Below are 15,149 nucleotides of genomic sequence, written 5' to 3' on the forward strand. Positions count from 1 at the left end.
CGGCCAGACGCCGTGAACGCAACCCCGGCCGCCACGCCGCCCGCCGCGCGCCGCTCCCGCGCCAGCGGGAGGAGCTTGATGCACCGCCGCAACTGCCGCAACCGCCACGGCGCGGCAGCGGCAAAAGCCTTCGCGAGCGCCACAGGCCGGCTACAATGGCCGCTACCATTCCTGACGCCGCACGGCCCGGCCGCGCTGCCGCATCCGGCACGCGGCGCAGGCCACGGTGCCGGCGCCGCGACGGCCATCGCCGCAGCGGCGGCGCCTGGCCGGCGCGCCGCTGCGCGCGCGCCAGCCCCGCAGGAAGCATCCCCCCGAACTCCCTTGACACACGCACTGACTGGAGACCGTATGTCCGTCTACGATACCCTCGCCCGCCTCGGCATCGAACTGCCCACCGCCAACGCCCCGGCCGCCGCCTACGTGATGGCTGCCCAGACCGGCAACACCGTCTTCGTCTCCGGCCACATCGCACGCAAGGATGGCAAGCCCTGGGCCGGCAAGCTGGGCAAGGACCTGGGCACCGAGGACGGCAAGGCCGCCGCGCGCGCCATCGCCATCGACCTGCTGGCCACGCTGCACGCCCACCTGGGCGACCTGAACCGCGTCACGCGCGTGGTCAAGGTGATGAGCCTGGTCAATTCGACTCCGGAATTCACCGAGCAGCACCTGGTGACCAACGGCGCCTCGGAATTCTTCGTCGAGATCTTCGGCGATGCCGGCAAGCACGCCCGCAGCGCCTTCGGCGTGGCGCAGATCCCGATGGGCGCCTGCGTCGAGATCGAGATGATCGTCGAGGTGAAGTAAGCCGACGCGGCCCGCTGCCACAACCTGAGCACCACGCCATGCGTATCGACAACCTGCCGTTCGGCACCACCGACTGGTCGACCATCGAACCGACCCTCCACCCAGGCGAACACGGCGAGGCCCGCTGGCGCACGCGCCAGTTCGGCGACATCCGCGTACGCATGGTGGAGTATTCCGCCGGCTATCTCGCCGACCACTGGTGCAAGAAGGGCCATATCCTGTTTGTCCTGGAAGGCGAACTGCACACCGAGCTCGAGGACGGCAGGACCTTCGTGCTGGGCGCCGGCACCAGCTACCAGGTCGCCGACCAGGCGGAAGCGCACCGTTCGTCCACACCGGGCGGCGCGCGCTTGTTTATCGTTGACTGAGCCGGTCCGCCGGCTCCCCCAAAACCACAAGAGACCATCATGAACTGGGCCATCTCCCGCCGGGCACAACAGCTCACCAGCTCGGCCATCCGCGAAATCCTCAAAGTCACCGAGCGTCCGGAGGTCATCTCCTTCGCCGGTGGCCTGCCCTCGCCTGCCACCTTCCCGGTAGCGGAGATGGAAGCGGCAGTGGCCCGGGTCTTCGCCGACAACCCCCAGGCGGCGCTGCAGTACGCCGCCACCGAAGGCTACCTGCCGCTGCGCGAGTTCGTCGCCAAGCGCTACCAGGTCGACGTGGAACGCGTGCTGATCACCACCGGCTCGCAGCAGGCGCTAGACCTGATCGCCAAGGTCATGATCGACCCGGGCAGCCCGGTGCTGGTCGAGACGCCCAGCTACCTCGGCGCGCTGCAGGCCTTCTCGCTGTTCGAACCGGAATTCGTCTCGGTGCCGACCGACGACCAGGGCCTGCTCCCCGAGAGCCTGACGGCCGAACTGACCGCCGGCGCGCGTTTTCTCTACGCCCTGCCCAACTTCCAGAACCCGACCGGCCGCCGCCTGCCGCTGGAACGCCGCCAGGCCCTGGTGGCGCGCGCCAGGGAACTGGGCCTGCTGCTGGTCGAGGACGATCCCTACGGCGAGCTGAGCTACGCCGGCAGCCAGCTGCCTTCGCTGCTGTCGATGAACCCGGACGGCGTGATCTACATGGGTTCCTTCTCCAAGATCCTGGCGCCGGGCATGCGCCTGGGCTTCGTGATCGCCCCGCCGGAACTGCACTTCAAGCTGTGCCAGGCCAAGCAGGCCTCCGACCTGCACACGCCGAGCTTCACCCAGCGCATCGCGTACGAGACCATCCGCGACGGCCTGCTCGAGCGCCATATCCCGACCATCCGCGAACTCTACGGCAAGCAGTGCCGCTTCATGCTGGACTCGCTGGCCCGCCACATGCCCGAGGGCGTGCGCTGGAACGCGCCGGAAGGCGGCATGTTCATCTGGGTGGAGCTGCCCGAGGGCCTGGACAGCATGGCCCTGCTGGAACAGGCGGTACAGCGCAACGTGGCCTACGTGCCGGGCGCGCCGTTCTACGCCAGCAACCCGCGCCGCAACACGCTGCGCCTGGCCTTCGTGACGGTCTCGCCGGAGCGGATCGAACAGGGCGTGGCCATCCTGGGCGAGCTGTTCCGCCAGGCCATCGACGCGGCCGCGCCGCAAGCCAAGGCCGCCTGAGCCCCCGGCCGGCGCCGTCGGGGGCGCCGGCGCAAGCCAACCGGAGAACGAACCGATGCTGCGAATCTGGGGACGCCTGTCGTCGATCAACGTGCAGAAGGTGGTCTGGTGCGCGCGCGAACTGCACCTCGACCACGAACGCGTCGACATCGGCGTGGCGCGGGGCGACCTCGACACCGAGGCCTATGTGCGGCTGAATCCCAACCGCAAGATCCCGGTGATCGAGGATTTCCGCGGCACCGACGTCGGCGGCGAGCCCTTCGTGCTGTGGGAATCCAATGCCATCGTGCGCTACCTGTGCGCCCGCTACGGCGAAGACAGCCTGTGGCCGGCCGATGTGAAGGCGCGCGCCTCGGCCGATCGCTGGATGGACTGGCAGGCCACGGCCTTCAGCCCGGCCATGGTCAACGCCTTCCTGCACCTGGTGCGGCGTCCGCCCGCCGAGCGTGACGAGGCCGTGATCGCCGCCTCCTGCGCGGCCACCGAGCCGCTCGCGGCCCTGCTCGACGAGGCGCTGGCGGAACGCGAATTCATCGGCGGCACGCGCTTCACCATGGCAGACATCCCGCTGGCCTGCGCCGCTCACCGCTGGATGGGCCTGCCGGCCACGCACACGCCGCGCCCCAACCTGGAGCGCTGGCTGGCAGCCATGCGGGCCAGGCCGGCCGCTTCCGGCATCCTCGAGCTGCCGCTGCGCTGAGCCCCGGCGGCGCTGCCGCCGGCGCGCCGCCTTCCTCCTTTCCTCCTCCCGGTTTCCCCCTCCCCGCGCCCGCGTCGCCGGGGCATTTCCTGGAACGCCTGTTTCGGGTACGCTGCGCGGGACGCAGCATCGACGCGTCCCCCCAGGCAAACCCTGATCCCTGAATCCGGCTCACGGCCACCGTGACCGGATCTAAGCCGGCAGCGCGCAAGGCCGTTTGTACAATCGGGCACTTTGTCCGCTGCCCGGCGATCCTGCGTGCCGGGCCACCAGAAGAAAACGGGCGGCCGGCCTGCACAGCGGAGCATGGCTGCCGCCAGCCAAGAGGAGGAATCGATCGTGTGGAGTCAAGTCTATGACCCCCTGGGCAATATGGCGCTGTCGACCATTGCCGCCGGGGTTCCGGTCGCGGTGCTGCTGGCCGCGCTCGCCTTCTTTCACCTGCAGGCCCACCTGGCCGCCGGCCTCGCACTGGTGGTCGGCATCGTGGTCGCCTCGGCGGTGTTCGGCATGCCGGCTGCAATGGCCGGCAAGGCGGCCGGGCTCGGCATCGTGTCCGGCCTGTTCCCGATCGGCTGGATCGTGCTGAACATCATCTTCCTGCACCGGCTGACGACCATCAACGGCTCGTTCAAGGTCCTGCAGAACTCGATCTCCGGCATCACCGAGGACCGCCGCCTGCAGCTGCTGCTGGTGGCCTTCAGCTTCGGCGCCTTCTTCGAGGGCGCAGCCGGCTTCGGCACGCCGGTGGCGGTGACCGGCGCCATCCTGATCGGCCTGGGCTTCTCGCCGCTGGCCGCCTCCGGCCTGGCCCTGATCGCCAACACGGCGCCGGTGGCCTACGGCGCGCTGGGCGCGCCCATCATCGGCCTGGCCTCGGTGACGGGCCTCGACCTGTTGCAACTGTCCGCCATGATCGGCCGCCAGCTCCCCTTCTTCTCGGTGCTGGTGCCGTTCTGGCTGATCTGGGCCTTTGCCGGCTTCCGCGGCATGCTGGCGATCTGGCCGGCCATCCTGGTGGCGGGCGTCAGCTTCGCCATCCCGCAGTTCCTGGTCTCCAACTTCCACGGCCCGTGGCTGGTCGACGTCATCGCCGCCCTGGTGTCGATGGGCTCGCTGACGCTCTTCCTCAAGGTGTGGAAGCCCCGGGAGATCTGGACCTCGACCAAGATCCTCGGCCGCCAGGACGACTCCAAGGTCGACCATCCCGAGGCAGTCGCCGCCGAGGCGCGCGCCGGCGCGGCGGCGGCCGGCATCTCGGTGGTCAAGGCCTGGATGCCATGGGTCATCCTGACCGTGTTCGTCTTCATCTGGGGCGTGCCCGAGTTCAAGAAGATGATGGATGGCCTGTGGCAATGGAAGTTCGCCATCCCGGGCCTGGACAAGGCCGTGCAGAAGATGCCGCCGGTGGTGGCCAAGCCGACCGCGGAAGGCGCCGTGTTCGCCTTCAACGTGCTGTCCATGGCCGGCACCGGCATCCTGGCCTCGGCCGTGCTGGGCGGGCTGCTGATGGGCTACTCGGTGCCGCGCCTGTTCAAGGAGTACTTCGAGACCATCAAGCTGGTGCGCTATTCGCTGCTGACCATCTGCGCAATGTTCGGCATCGGCTACCTGACCCGCTACTCGGGCCTGGACGCCACGCTGGGACTGGCCTTCGCCCACACCGGCGTGCTCTACCCGCTGTTCGGCACCCTGCTGGGCTGGCTCGGCGTGGCGCTGACCGGCTCGGACACCGCCTCCAACGTGCTGTTCGGCGGCCTGCAGAAGACCACCGCCGAGCAGCTCGGCCTGTCGCCGGTGCTGATGGCGGCGGCCAACAGCTCGGGCGGCGTGATGGGCAAGATGATCGATGCCCAGTCCATCGTGGTGGCCTCCACCGCGACCAAGTGGTACGGCCACGAGGGCGATATCCTGCGCTATGTGTTCTTCCACTCGATCGCGCTGGCGATCCTGGTAGGTCTCTTCATCACGCTGCAGGCCTACGTGCATCCGTTCACGCAGTTGGTGATCCACTGACGGCGCTGTACGGCGCGGCGCGGTTCAACCTCTCTGCCGGATGCAAGAAGCCCCGCCTGCGCAGGCGGGGCTTTTTTTCGCGCCATCGGCCGGCGCCGGCGCAGCGGCCGGCGCCGGGACAGGCTTACTTCAGGCGGCGGCCGAGGGTTTCAGGCACCATCGCCAGCCCCAGCAAGGAGACCAGGCCGCAACCGATCACGTAGAAGGCGGGCGCGTTCGGGTTGCCGGTCAGGTGGATCAATTCGGTGGAGAAGAACTGGGCAAAACCGCCGAAGATGGCGATCGCCACGCAGTAGGCGATCGACAGGCCGGTGGCGCGCAGGCGCTGCGGCAGCACCTCGCTGACCAGCACCATCGAGGCCGGCGAGCTCATCGACATCGGCACCGAGAGGCAGCCGACCACCACCAGCAGGCGCGCCAGGCTCGGCTCGGCATTGATCAGGGCGAATGCCGGGTAGATGCCCACCAGCAGTGCGACGCGCGACCACAGCACCACCGGACGGCGGCCCAGGCGATCGCACAGCCAGCCGGCGAACGGCGACAGCAGCACCTGCACCACGGACGCCACGCAACCCGCCCAGATGCCCAGCGAGAGCGGCATGTGCAGCTGGCTGACGGCATAGTTGCTGAGGTAGTACACGACGATGTAGGTCGACGAGGCCACGCCGATCATCAGCAGGATGCTGGCGGCCAGTGCCCGCCGGTGCGCCAGCAGCAATGCCAGTCCCGGGACTTCCTCGCCGTGCTCGCCGGCCGGCGCGGTTTCCTCCAGGCGGCGCCGGATCAGCAGACCCACCGGGATCACCAGGATGCCGATGACGAAGGCCACGCGCCAGCCCCAGGACTCCAGTGCCGCCGGCTCGAGCAGGTTGCTCAGCGCCAGTCCGACCAGGGCGCCGAACAGCGCCGCCAGCCCCTGGCTAAATGGCTGCCAGCTCGTGTAGTAGCCGCGCGAGCGTTCGTCCGCATACTCCAGCAGCAGGGCGGTGGAAGCGCCCATCTCGCCGCCGATGGCGAAGCCCTGCACCAGGCGTGCCAGCAGGATCATCAGCGGCGCGGCCATGCCGATCTGGGCATAGGTCGGCGTCACCACGAAGATCACCGAACTCAGGCCCATCAGCCACAGCGTCAGCGCTACCGCGGGCTTGCGCCCGACGCGGTCGGCATAGATGCCGATCAGCAGGCCGCCGAGCGGGCGCATCAGGAAGCCGACGCCGAAGGTGGCGAAGGACAGCAGCAGCTGGCCGGTCGGATCGGCCACGGGAAAGTAGAGGCGCCCGATCAGCGTGGCGAAGAAGCTGTAGACGACGAAATCGTAGAACTCCAGGCCGTTGCCGATGGTGATGGCAGCGATGGCATGGACCTTGGACAGCGGCGGGCTGGCCACGCCGGCGCCGGTTTCGGCCGGCGGGCTGGACATGGTGCGTTCGATGGACATGGATGGCATCCCGGTAGGTAGAAAAAAGGGGCGCTGCCCGAGCGTGCGGGCGCGGGGTGAAGGCCGCGGGCCGCTCACGGCACGCGGCGGAGCGCTATCGGCGCGGCGGCGCGACAGGCAGGCCGGAGTACGCGCGAGCGCCCTCCGGCCGGATCAACGGATCCTGCATCGGTGTATCTCCTTGGGGTCTTGCCGGCCCGCCGCCGGGGCGGGCCGCCGCAGCCCGGCAGGCAGCCGGGCGCCTGCCTAGAGGCTGGGCAGCAGGCCGTCCGGCATCAGTCCGTTCAGGCAGGCGCTGCCAAGCAAGCCGCTGGCCGCCTCGATATCGGGCGCGAAGAAGCGGTCTTCCTGGTAATACGGCACCTTGGCGCGCAGCAGCGCGCGGGCCTCTTCCAGCCGGGGGGAACTCTTCAGGCCCTCGCGGAAATCCAGGCCCTGGCAGGCGCCGAGCCATTCCACCGCGAGGATGCCGCGCACGTTGTCGGCCATGGCCCACAGGCGCTTGCCGGCATTGGGCGCCATCGACACGTGGTCTTCCTGGTTGGCCGAGGTCGGCAGGCTGTCGACGCTGGCCGGATGCGCCAGCGCCTTGTTGTCGCTGGCCAGCGCGGCGGCTGTGACCTGGGCGATCATGAAGCCGGAATTGACGCCGCCGTTGGCCACCAGGAAGGGCGGCAGCTGCGACATGTGCATGTCCATCATCAGCGAGATGCGCCGCTCCGACAGCGCGCCGGTCTCGGCCAGCGCCAGCGCGATGTTGTCGGCGGCCATCGCCACCGGCTCGGCGTGGAAGTTGCCGCCCGAGATCACGTCGCCCTGCTCGGCGAACACCAGCGGATTGTCGGAGACCGCGTTGGCCTCGATCTCCAGGACCTCGGCGGCCTGGCGCAACTGCGTCAGGCAGGCGCCCATCACCTGCGGCTGGCAGCGCAGCGAGTACGGATCCTGCACCTTGTCGCACTGTGCATGCGAGCGCGCCAGCTCGCTGGTCTCGGTCAGCAGTGAGCGATAGGCGGCGGCGGCGTCGATCTGGCCGCGCTGGCCGCGCACGGCATGGATGCGCGCATCGAAGGGCGCGCGCGAAGCCAGCATGGCCTCCACGCTCAGCGCGCCGCACACGGTGGCGGCGGCATACAGGTCCTCGGCCTCGAACAGGCCGCGCAGTGCATAGGCGGTGGAGACCTGGGTGCCGTTAAGCAGGGCCAGCCCCTCCTTGGCGGCCAGGGTCAGCGGCTGCAGGCCGGCCACGGCCAGCGCCTCGCGGGCCGGCAGCCATTCGCCGCGGTGGCGCGCGCGGCTCTCGCCCAGCAGCACCAGCGACATGTGCGCCAGCGGCGCCAGGTCGCCCGAGGCGCCGACCGAGCCCTTGAGCGGGATATGCGGATAGACCTCGGCATTGACCAGGGAGATCAGGGCTTCGATCACTTCGCGGCGGATGCCCGAGAAGCCACGTGCGAGGCTGTTGATCTTCAACAGCAGGATCAGCCGCACCATGGCGTCGTCGAGCGCCTCGCCCACGCCGGCCGCATGCGACAGGACCAGCGAGCGCTGCAGTTTTTCCAGGTCTTCGGGCGCGATGCGGGTCTGCGCCAGCAGGCCGAAGCCGGTGTTGATACCGTACGCGGTGCGGCCGGCGGCCAGGATGCCCTGCACGCAGGCCACGCTGGCATCGATGGCGGCGCCGGCTTCCGCGTCGAGGCGGATCTGCAGCGGGGCCAGGTAGGCCTGGCGCAGTTGGGCCAGGCGTAGCGTGCCGGGCTTCAGGTTCAGTGATGGCATGTCAGGGGCTCCCATTCTCCCGGCGCGGCTCGCGCCCCGGTACGTGTATAGTCCTGTATATACAGCTTGCGATAAATTAGGGGAAGCCCGGGGGTCTGCGCGACGGCGCACCATGCGGGGAGGCGCCGGCGCCGCATCGGCCGCCGCGTCGACTATGTGTGCAGGCGCCGCAAGGCGCCTGCGTCACCCGCACGCTCGACGATGCGGTCGACGATTGGCCGGCCAGCCGGCTAGGCGCGGCAGACCGACACCCCGCCCTCCGCCAGCAGCAGGCTGCCGGTGGTGAAGCTGGATGCATCCGACACCAGGTACAGCGCCGAGCGGGCGATCTCCTCCGGCATGGCCAGCCGCTTCAACGCATGCAGGTTCGCCACCGCGGCCCGCGCCGCCTCGCTGTCGGCCACCGTCCGCCCCATCTCGGTATCGGTGCCGCCGGGCAGCAGCGCATTGGCGCGCAGGCCCTGCGCGCCGTACTCGGCGGCCAGCGTCCTGACCAGCCCGAGCAGGCCCGCCTTGCTGGCCGCATAGGCGGCCATGCCGGGGAATCCGACGGTATGGCCGACGAAGGACGAGGTGAACACCAGGGCTCCGCCCCGCCCTCCCGCGAGGATGGCCGGGATCTGGTGGCGCGCGCCGTAGAAGGCGCTGTCCAGGTTCGTGGCGATCACGTCCTGCCACTCGCCTGCCGTGAGCTCGGTGACGGGTTTCAGGCTGCCGAGCGTGCCCGCGTTGTTGAAACCGATATCGAGGCCCCCGAAGCGCTCCAGCGCCATGGCCACGGCAGCCTGCGCGCACGCCTCCTGCCGCACGTCGCCGGCGACCCAGGCGGCCTCTCCACCGGCCGCCTCGATTTCCCCGGCCAGTTGCCTCAGCCCGGCCTCCCTGCGCGCCACCGCGACCACGCGCGCGCCCTGCGCGGCGAACAGCCGCGCCGCCGCACGGCCGATGCCGGCGCTGGCCCCGGTGACGATCGCCACCTTGCCTTCCAGTTGTTGTTGCACGTCAGCTCCTTGTCAGTGCCGGCCGGATGCGCGCAGCCGTGCCGGCGTCGATCGAGTCGGCATGCTAGGCGGCCGGGCCACCCGGCCGCACCCCGTTTCTTGCTTTGCGTGGCAGCGGCAACGGCAGGCAGTTCAGCGAACAATTCGATACATTGCGGGCAAGGCATGCGTGCGAGAATCGAGTTTTCCCATCGCCACGGTGCGGCCCGGCACGCGCCGGACCCCGGCGCTGCGCCCGCCCTCCGGCAGTACGGCCGCCACGCCACAGGCAGCGCGCCACCCGCCCCGACACCGTGTCCACAGTCGGGGCCGCCACCCGGCACCGGGCCAAGCCAGGATCCCCTATGCTGATACGTCGCCTGGAAAGACTGATCGATCCCTTCCGCGCCATGCCCGACCAGCGCCCCCCGGGCGAGGTCTGGCGCTTCTACCTGTACTTCCTGCGCGAAGTGCGCGGCGTGTTCGCGCTGCTGCTGGCGGTAGGGCTGGCCGGCGCGCTGATCGAGGTGGCACTGTTCGACTTCCTCGGCCGCCTGGTCGACATGGCCAGGGAGGGCCCCGGGCCGGACTTCTTCGCGCGCCACCGCACCGAGCTGCTGTGGATGGCCGTGGTTTCCCTGCTGCTGCGCCCGCTCTTCTTCGGCCTGCACGACATACTGGTACACCAGGTGGTCAACCCCAGCCTGTCCAACCTGGTGCGCTGGCAGAACCACCGCTACGTGCTGCGCCAGAGCCTGTCCTTCTTCCAGAACGACTTCGCCGGCCGCATCGCCCAGCGCATCATGCAGACCGGCTTCTCGCTGCGCGACTCCGCCGTGCAGGCGGTGGATGCCATCTGGCACGTGCTGATCTACGCCGCCGGAGCGCTGGTGCTGTTCGCCAGCGCCGACTGGCGCCTGATGGTGCCGCTGCTGCTGTGGATCGCCGGCTATGTGGCGGCGCTGGCCTGGTTCGTGCCGCGCGTGAAGGCGCGCTCGGTGGCGGCGACCGCGGCGCGCTCGCGCCTGATGGGCCGCATCGTCGACGGCTACACCAATATCGCCACGCTCAAGCTGTTCGCGCACAGCCGGCACGAGGAAGCCTATGCGCGCGAGGCAATGGCAGACCAGGTCGACAAGACCCGGCTGGCCGGCCGCATGGTCAGCGCCATGGACACCACCGTCACCGCCATGAACGGTGCGCTGATCGCCGGCACCACCGGCCTCGCGCTGTGGCTGTGGAACGAGGGCAGCATCACCGTCGGCACCATCGCGCTGACCACCGGCCTGGTGATCCGCATCAACAATATGTCGGGCTGGATCATGTGGGTCGTCAATGGCATCTTCGAGAACGTGGGCCAGGTGCAGGACGGCATGCAGACCATCTCGGCACCCCGCCAGGTACTCGACCGGCCCGGCGCGCCGCCGTTGCAGGTGCCGCGCGGCGAGGTCCGCTTCGAGCAGGTCCGCTTCCAGTACGGCAAGGGCGGCGGCGTGATCGACGAGCTGGACCTGACCGTGCGCCCGGGCGAGAAGATCGGCCTGGTCGGCCCGTCGGGCGCCGGCAAGTCGACGCTGGTCAACCTGCTGCTGCGCCTCTACGACGTGGAGGGCGGACGCATCCTGGTGGACGGCCAGGACGTCGCCACGGTGGCGCAGGAAAGCCTGCGCGCCCAGGTCGGCGTGGTCACGCAGGACACCTCGCTGCTGCACCGTTCGATCCGCGACAACCTGCTGTACGGCCGGCCCGGGGCCAGCGAGGAGGAACTGGTGCGCGCGGTGCGCCTGGCGCATGCCGACCAGTTCATCCCGCAACTGGTCGACGGCCACGGCCGCAGCGGCATGGATGCGCTGGTGGGCGAGCGCGGCGTCAAGCTGTCGGGCGGCCAGCGCCAGCGCATCGCCATCGCGCGCGTGCTGCTGAAGGACGCGCCCATCCTGATCCTGGACGAGGCTACCTCGGCACTCGACTCCGAAGTGGAGGCGGCCATCCAGGAAAGCCTGGAGACCCTGATGCGCGGCAAGACCGTGATCGCCATCGCCCACCGGCTGTCCACCATCGCCCGCATGGACCGGCTGGTGGTGCTGGACCGGGGCCGTATCGTCGAGAGCGGCACCCATGCCGAGCTGCTGGCGCGCGACGGGCTCTACGCCCGCCTGTGGGCACACCAGACCGGCGGCTTCGTCGGCGTCGAATGAGCGTGCCGCGCCGCGCGCCGGCCCGGCCGCGCTCAGTCGGCTGCAGCCTGCTCGCGGAAGGCCAGCAAGGCGGCGAAGCTGACCGCCGAACAGCCCAGCATGTACCAGGCCGGCGCCATCGGATCGCCGCTCAGCTTGAGCAGCCAGGTGACGATGAACTGCGCGAAGCCGCCGAACAGCGTCACGCCGCTGGCGTAGACGATGGCCAGGCCGGTGGCGCGCACCTTGCGCGGGAAGGACTCCATGATCAGCAGGAAGCCCGCCGGGCTGCTGGTCGACAGCAGCGCCACCAGCCCCACCACCACCGCCAGCACGGTGGCCAGCGAAGGCTGGCCCTGCACCGCGGAGAAGGCCGGCCATACCACCAGCAGGGACAGGAGGCTGACCGCCAGCAGCAGCGGCTTGCGGCGCGGCAGGCGGTCGGCCAGCCAGCCCGCCAGCGGCGACAGCACCAGCAGCGTGGCACCGGCGGCGCAGCCCGCCAGCAGCGAGGTCGCCGGCGGCATGTGGGCCATCTTGACCAGGTAGGACGGCATGTAGAACACCACCACGTACATGCTGGCGGTGCCCCCCAGGATCAGCAGCGTGCCGAGCAGCAGCGCGCGGCCGTGCCCGCGCAGCACCTCGGCGAAGGCGCTGCGCTCGCGCGCGTGGTCGCTGTGGGTCTCGTCGAGGTGGCGCCGGATGTAGAAGCCCACCGGGCCGATCATCAGCCCCAGCAGGAAGGGCACGCGCCAGCCCCAGGACTCGAGAGCCTCAGGTGCCAGGCCGCGCGTCAGCAAGGCGCCGCACAGCGCGCCGGCCAGCGCCGAAGCGCCCTGCCCCGCCATCTGCCAGCTCACCATGAAGCCGCGGTTGGCGCGCGTGCCCGACTCCATCAGGAAGCTGGTCGCCGCGCCGACCTCGCCGCCGGCCGAGAAGCCCTGCAGCAGGCGGCCCGCCAAGATCAGCAGCGGTGCCGCGATGCCGATCTGGGCGTAGGTGGGGGCCAGGCCGATGATGGCCGTGCCCAGTGCCATCAGGCCGATGGTCAGCGTCAGCGCCGGCTTGCGCCCGGCGCGATCAGCATAGTTGCCGATCACCACGCTGCCGAGCGGCCGCATCACGAAGCCGATGCCGAAGGTGGCCAGCGACAGCAGCAGCGAACCATACTCGCCCTCCACCGGGAAGAACAGCTTGCCGATCAGCACCGCGAAGAAGCTGAACACGGTGAAGTCGAACCATTCCAGCGCATTGCCCAGCGAAGCCGCCACCACGGCGCGCCGTTGCATGGCTCGCTGCGACGCCGGCCGCGCTGCCGCGCCCTGCGCCTTGCCGGCCCCGATCGCGGCCGCCTCCAGACCTTCCTGCATGATTGTCTCCTTCTCTTTGCCTGTCGTTCTTGTCGTTGTCCGTCCGCGCCGGCTGGCGCCGCTCAGGCGCCAGCCACCAGGTAGCGCTCGGTCAGCCGCGCCCACAGCGAAGCGCCCAGCGCCAGCGCCTCGTCATTGAAGTCGTAGCCGGGGTTGTGCACCATGCAGCCGCCATGCGAATCGGTACCGTTGCCCAGCACCACGTAGCAGCCCGGCACGCGCTCCAGCATCCAGGAGAAGTCCTCGCTGCCCATCATGCCCTTGGGCGGCTCGACGATCCGTTCCGCCCCCACCAGTTCCTCGATCACGCTGCGCGCGAAGCGGGTCTGCTCGGGCGCGTTCATCAGCACGCGTGAGATGTGCTGGTAATCGATCTGCGCCGCCACGCCGAAGCTCTTGGCCTGCAGCTCCACCACCTCGCGCAGGCGCTGCTCCAGCGTATCGCGCACCTCGCGGTCCTGCGCGCGCACCGTCAGCAGGATCTGCGCGCTGTCGGGGATCACGTTGTGGGCCTTGCCGGCATGCAGCGCGCCGACGCTGATCACGCCCGCCTCGGTGGCCGGGATATTGCGCGCCACGATGGTCTGCAGCGCCATCACGATGGCCGCCGCCGCCACGATGGGGTCGCGCCCGAAGCTCGGCATGGCGCCGTGCGTGCCCTTGCCGGTCAGCGTCACCGTGACCGAATCGGAGGAGGCCGCCATCACGCCTTCGCGCAGCACGAAGTGGCCGACCGGCACGCCGGGACCGTTGTGCAGCGCGTAGACGGCGTCGCAGGGAAAGCGCTCGAACAGGCCGTCTTCCATCATGCGGGGGGCGCCGCCCAGGCCTTCCTCGGCCGGCTGAAAGATCAGGTTGAGGGTGCCATCGAAGCGGCGCGTGCGCGCCAGGTAGTGCGCGGCCGCCAGCAGGATGGCGGTGTGGCCGTCGTGGCCGCAGGCGTGCATCTTGCCCGGCACGGCGCTGGCGTACGGCAAGCCGGTGGTCTCCTGGATCGGCAGCGCATCCATGTCGGCGCGGATGCCGAGCCGGCGCGTGCCGCTGCCCACCTTGAGCTGGCCCACCACGCCGGTGCCGCCGATGCCTTCGGTCACGTCATAGCCCCACTCCCGCAGCTTGGCGGCCACCAGCTTGCTGGTGCGCTCTTCCTCGAAGCCCAGTTCCGGATGGGCGTGGATCTGGCGGCGGATCGCGACGAAATCCGCCTGGCTGGCATGGATCTCGGGAATAATGGCGGGCTGGGTCGACATGCGGATTACCTCGATGGGAACGGATCCGCCATCCTAGGATGCCAGCCGCGGCCTGACTAAGCACAAATATTGATAGCCATAACTCCCGGTTATCCGGGCTTTCCCTAGCCCCTATGAAGCACCACCATCTGCGCGCCCTGGTCGCCATCGCCGACGAAGGCAGCATCAATGCGGCGGCGCGTGCGCTTTGCGTCAGCCAGCCGGCCATCACCAAGGCCATGCGCGAGCTCGAGGCCGACGCCGGCGTGGCGCTGCTGGCGCGCAATTCCTGGGGGGTGACGCTGACCGCGGAAGGCCAGCGGCTGCTGGCGCGGGCGCGCCTGATCGTCAGCGAGCTGGAGCGCGCCGAGCAGGACCTGGCAGGGCTGCGCGGCGCGCGCGAAGGGCGGCTGCAGATCGGCGTGACGCCGCTGGCCGGACTGGCCGTGATGCCGCAGGCGTTCACCCGCTTCCGCCGCGCGATGCCCGAGGTGGCGGTCGATTTCCTCGAGTTCGACCATGCGCGGCTGCTGGAGAACCTGCGCAACGGCCGGCTCGACTTCGCCCTGGCCGCCTTCCAGGCCACGCCCGACGAAGCCTTCGTCACCTGCACCGAACTGTTCGTCTTTCCCACCACCTTCGCCATCCGCCGCACCAGTCCGCTGGCGGGCTGCACCTCGCTGGCGGCGTTGCAGGATGCGGAATGGCTGCACGCCGATGCCGGCGACGACTACCCGCGCTACCTGGCGGACCTGTTCGCACGCCACGGCCTGGCACCGCCGCGGCGCGTCACCCGCTGCACTTCGAACCTGCTGTTCTCCACCCTGCTGCTGGAAACCGATGCGGTGGTGCCGCTGTCGCGCGCCACCCTGCAGGCCAGCGTGACCAGTGCCCGCCTGCAGGCGCTGGCGCTGCCGGAGAACCCGCCCGACCTGCACCTGGCGCTGCTGGTGCGCGAGGGTGCCATTCCCACCGGTCCGGCCGACTACTTCCTGCACTGCATCCGCGCCTCGGCCGCCCAGGGCGCCGAGGCCAGCTGAGCCCCGCCCGCCCGG

Annotated in this window: 12 protein-coding genes; 7 read left to right on the forward strand and 5 right to left on the reverse strand. The window is 70.0% G+C overall.

The annotated features are described in order from the left end of the window. The first annotated feature begins 351 nt into the window (after positions 1-351). The 5 genes from BKK81_RS15045 (at position 352) to BKK81_RS15065 (ending at position 5,118) form a co-directional block, all read left to right on the forward strand. The gene (locus tag BKK81_RS15045) at positions 352-807 is read left to right on the forward strand and encodes a RidA family protein (RefSeq protein WP_071014447.1); all 456 of its coding nucleotides are present in this window, start codon (positions 352-354) and stop codon (positions 805-807) included. Between the two features lie 38 nt (positions 808-845). Then, entirely contained in the window at positions 846-1,175 is a 330-nt protein-coding gene (locus BKK81_RS15050) for a DHCW motif cupin fold protein (protein WP_071014449.1), read from the forward strand. A gap of 39 nt (positions 1,176-1,214) precedes the next feature. Next, positions 1,215-2,402, forward strand: a complete 1,188-nt coding sequence (locus tag BKK81_RS15055; protein ID WP_071014452.1) for an aminotransferase-like domain-containing protein — start codon at positions 1,215-1,217, stop codon at positions 2,400-2,402. 55 nt (positions 2,403-2,457) lie between these two features. Beyond that, positions 2,458-3,102 (forward strand): glutathione S-transferase family protein, encoded by a 645-nt coding sequence (locus BKK81_RS15060; RefSeq protein ID WP_071014459.1) that lies wholly within the window; start codon positions 2,458-2,460, stop codon positions 3,100-3,102. Between the two features lie 339 nt (positions 3,103-3,441). Further along, positions 3,442-5,118: an L-lactate permease gene (locus BKK81_RS15065; RefSeq protein WP_071016512.1), complete on the forward strand. Its 1,677-nt coding sequence runs from the start codon at positions 3,442-3,444 to the stop codon at positions 5,116-5,118. Positions 5,119-5,242: 124 nt separating this feature from the next. Here the strand turns inward: BKK81_RS15065 and BKK81_RS15070 are convergent, their stop codons facing one another. The 3 genes from BKK81_RS15070 to BKK81_RS15080 all read right to left on the reverse strand — a co-directional run bounded on the left by BKK81_RS15070 (position 5,243) and on the right by BKK81_RS15080 (position 9,336). Next, complete coding sequence (locus BKK81_RS15070) at positions 5,243-6,556, reverse strand: MFS transporter (RefSeq protein ID WP_071014461.1); 1,314 nt, start codon at positions 6,554-6,556, stop codon at positions 5,243-5,245. Positions 6,557-6,802: 246 nt separating this feature from the next. Next, complete coding sequence (hutH, locus tag BKK81_RS15075) at positions 6,803-8,335, reverse strand: histidine ammonia-lyase (RefSeq protein ID WP_071014463.1); 1,533 nt, start codon at positions 8,333-8,335, stop codon at positions 6,803-6,805. Positions 8,336-8,565: 230 nt separating this feature from the next. Further along, complete coding sequence (locus BKK81_RS15080; protein WP_071014467.1) at positions 8,566-9,336, reverse strand: SDR family oxidoreductase; 771 nt, start codon at positions 9,334-9,336, stop codon at positions 8,566-8,568. Between the two features lie 344 nt (positions 9,337-9,680). Here BKK81_RS15080 and BKK81_RS15085 point away from each other — a divergent pair, with 344 nt between their 5' ends. Then, positions 9,681-11,513, forward strand: coding sequence for an ABC transporter ATP-binding protein (locus BKK81_RS15085; RefSeq protein WP_071014470.1), 1,833 nt, complete (start codon positions 9,681-9,683; stop codon positions 11,511-11,513). A gap of 32 nt (positions 11,514-11,545) precedes the next feature. Here the strand turns inward: BKK81_RS15085 and BKK81_RS15090 are convergent, their stop codons facing one another. After that, entirely contained in the window at positions 11,546-12,865 is a 1,320-nt protein-coding gene (locus BKK81_RS15090; protein ID WP_071014472.1) for an MFS transporter, read from the reverse strand. Between the two features lie 62 nt (positions 12,866-12,927). Further along, positions 12,928-14,115 carry a M20 aminoacylase family protein gene (locus BKK81_RS15095; RefSeq protein WP_071014475.1) on the reverse strand — a complete coding sequence of 396 codons (1,188 nt, stop codon included), beginning with the start codon at positions 14,113-14,115 and terminating at the stop codon, positions 12,928-12,930. A 113-nt stretch (positions 14,116-14,228) separates the two neighbouring features. Between BKK81_RS15095 and BKK81_RS15100 the strand changes: the two genes are divergently transcribed. Beyond that, positions 14,229-15,134, forward strand: a complete 906-nt coding sequence (locus BKK81_RS15100; RefSeq protein ID WP_071014478.1) for a LysR substrate-binding domain-containing protein — start codon at positions 14,229-14,231, stop codon at positions 15,132-15,134. The last annotated feature ends 15 nt before the right edge of the window (positions 15,135-15,149 follow it).

The organism is Cupriavidus sp. USMAHM13, from assembly GCF_001854285.1.
Classification (GTDB): domain Bacteria; phylum Pseudomonadota; class Gammaproteobacteria; order Burkholderiales; family Burkholderiaceae; genus Cupriavidus; species Cupriavidus malaysiensis.

What these genes read in the sequence shown, in the direction of transcription:
- BKK81_RS15045 (WP_071014447.1), top strand. Translation starts at nt 352, where the DNA reads ATGTCCGTCTACGATACCCTCGCCCGCCTCGGCATCGAACTGCCCACC.
- BKK81_RS15050 (WP_071014449.1), top strand. Translation starts at nt 846, where the DNA reads ATGCGTATCGACAACCTGCCGTTCGGCACCACCGACTGGTCGACCATC.
- BKK81_RS15055 (WP_071014452.1), top strand. Translation starts at nt 1,215, where the DNA reads ATGAACTGGGCCATCTCCCGCCGGGCACAACAGCTCACCAGCTCGGCC.
- BKK81_RS15060 (WP_071014459.1), top strand. Translation starts at nt 2,458, where the DNA reads ATGCTGCGAATCTGGGGACGCCTGTCGTCGATCAACGTGCAGAAGGTG.
- BKK81_RS15070 (WP_071014461.1), bottom strand. Translation starts at nt 6,556, where the DNA reads ATGTCCATCGAACGCACCATGTCCAGCCCGCCGGCCGAAACCGGCGCC.
- hutH (WP_071014463.1), bottom strand. Translation starts at nt 8,335, where the DNA reads ATGCCATCACTGAACCTGAAGCCCGGCACGCTACGCCTGGCCCAACTG.
- BKK81_RS15085 (WP_071014470.1), top strand. Translation starts at nt 9,681, where the DNA reads ATGCTGATACGTCGCCTGGAAAGACTGATCGATCCCTTCCGCGCCATG.
- BKK81_RS15090 (WP_071014472.1), bottom strand. Translation starts at nt 12,865, where the DNA reads ATGCAGGAAGGTCTGGAGGCGGCCGCGATCGGGGCCGGCAAGGCGCAG.
- BKK81_RS15095 (WP_071014475.1), bottom strand. Translation starts at nt 14,115, where the DNA reads ATGTCGACCCAGCCCGCCATTATTCCCGAGATCCATGCCAGCCAGGCG.
- BKK81_RS15100 (WP_071014478.1), top strand. Translation starts at nt 14,229, where the DNA reads ATGAAGCACCACCATCTGCGCGCCCTGGTCGCCATCGCCGACGAAGGC.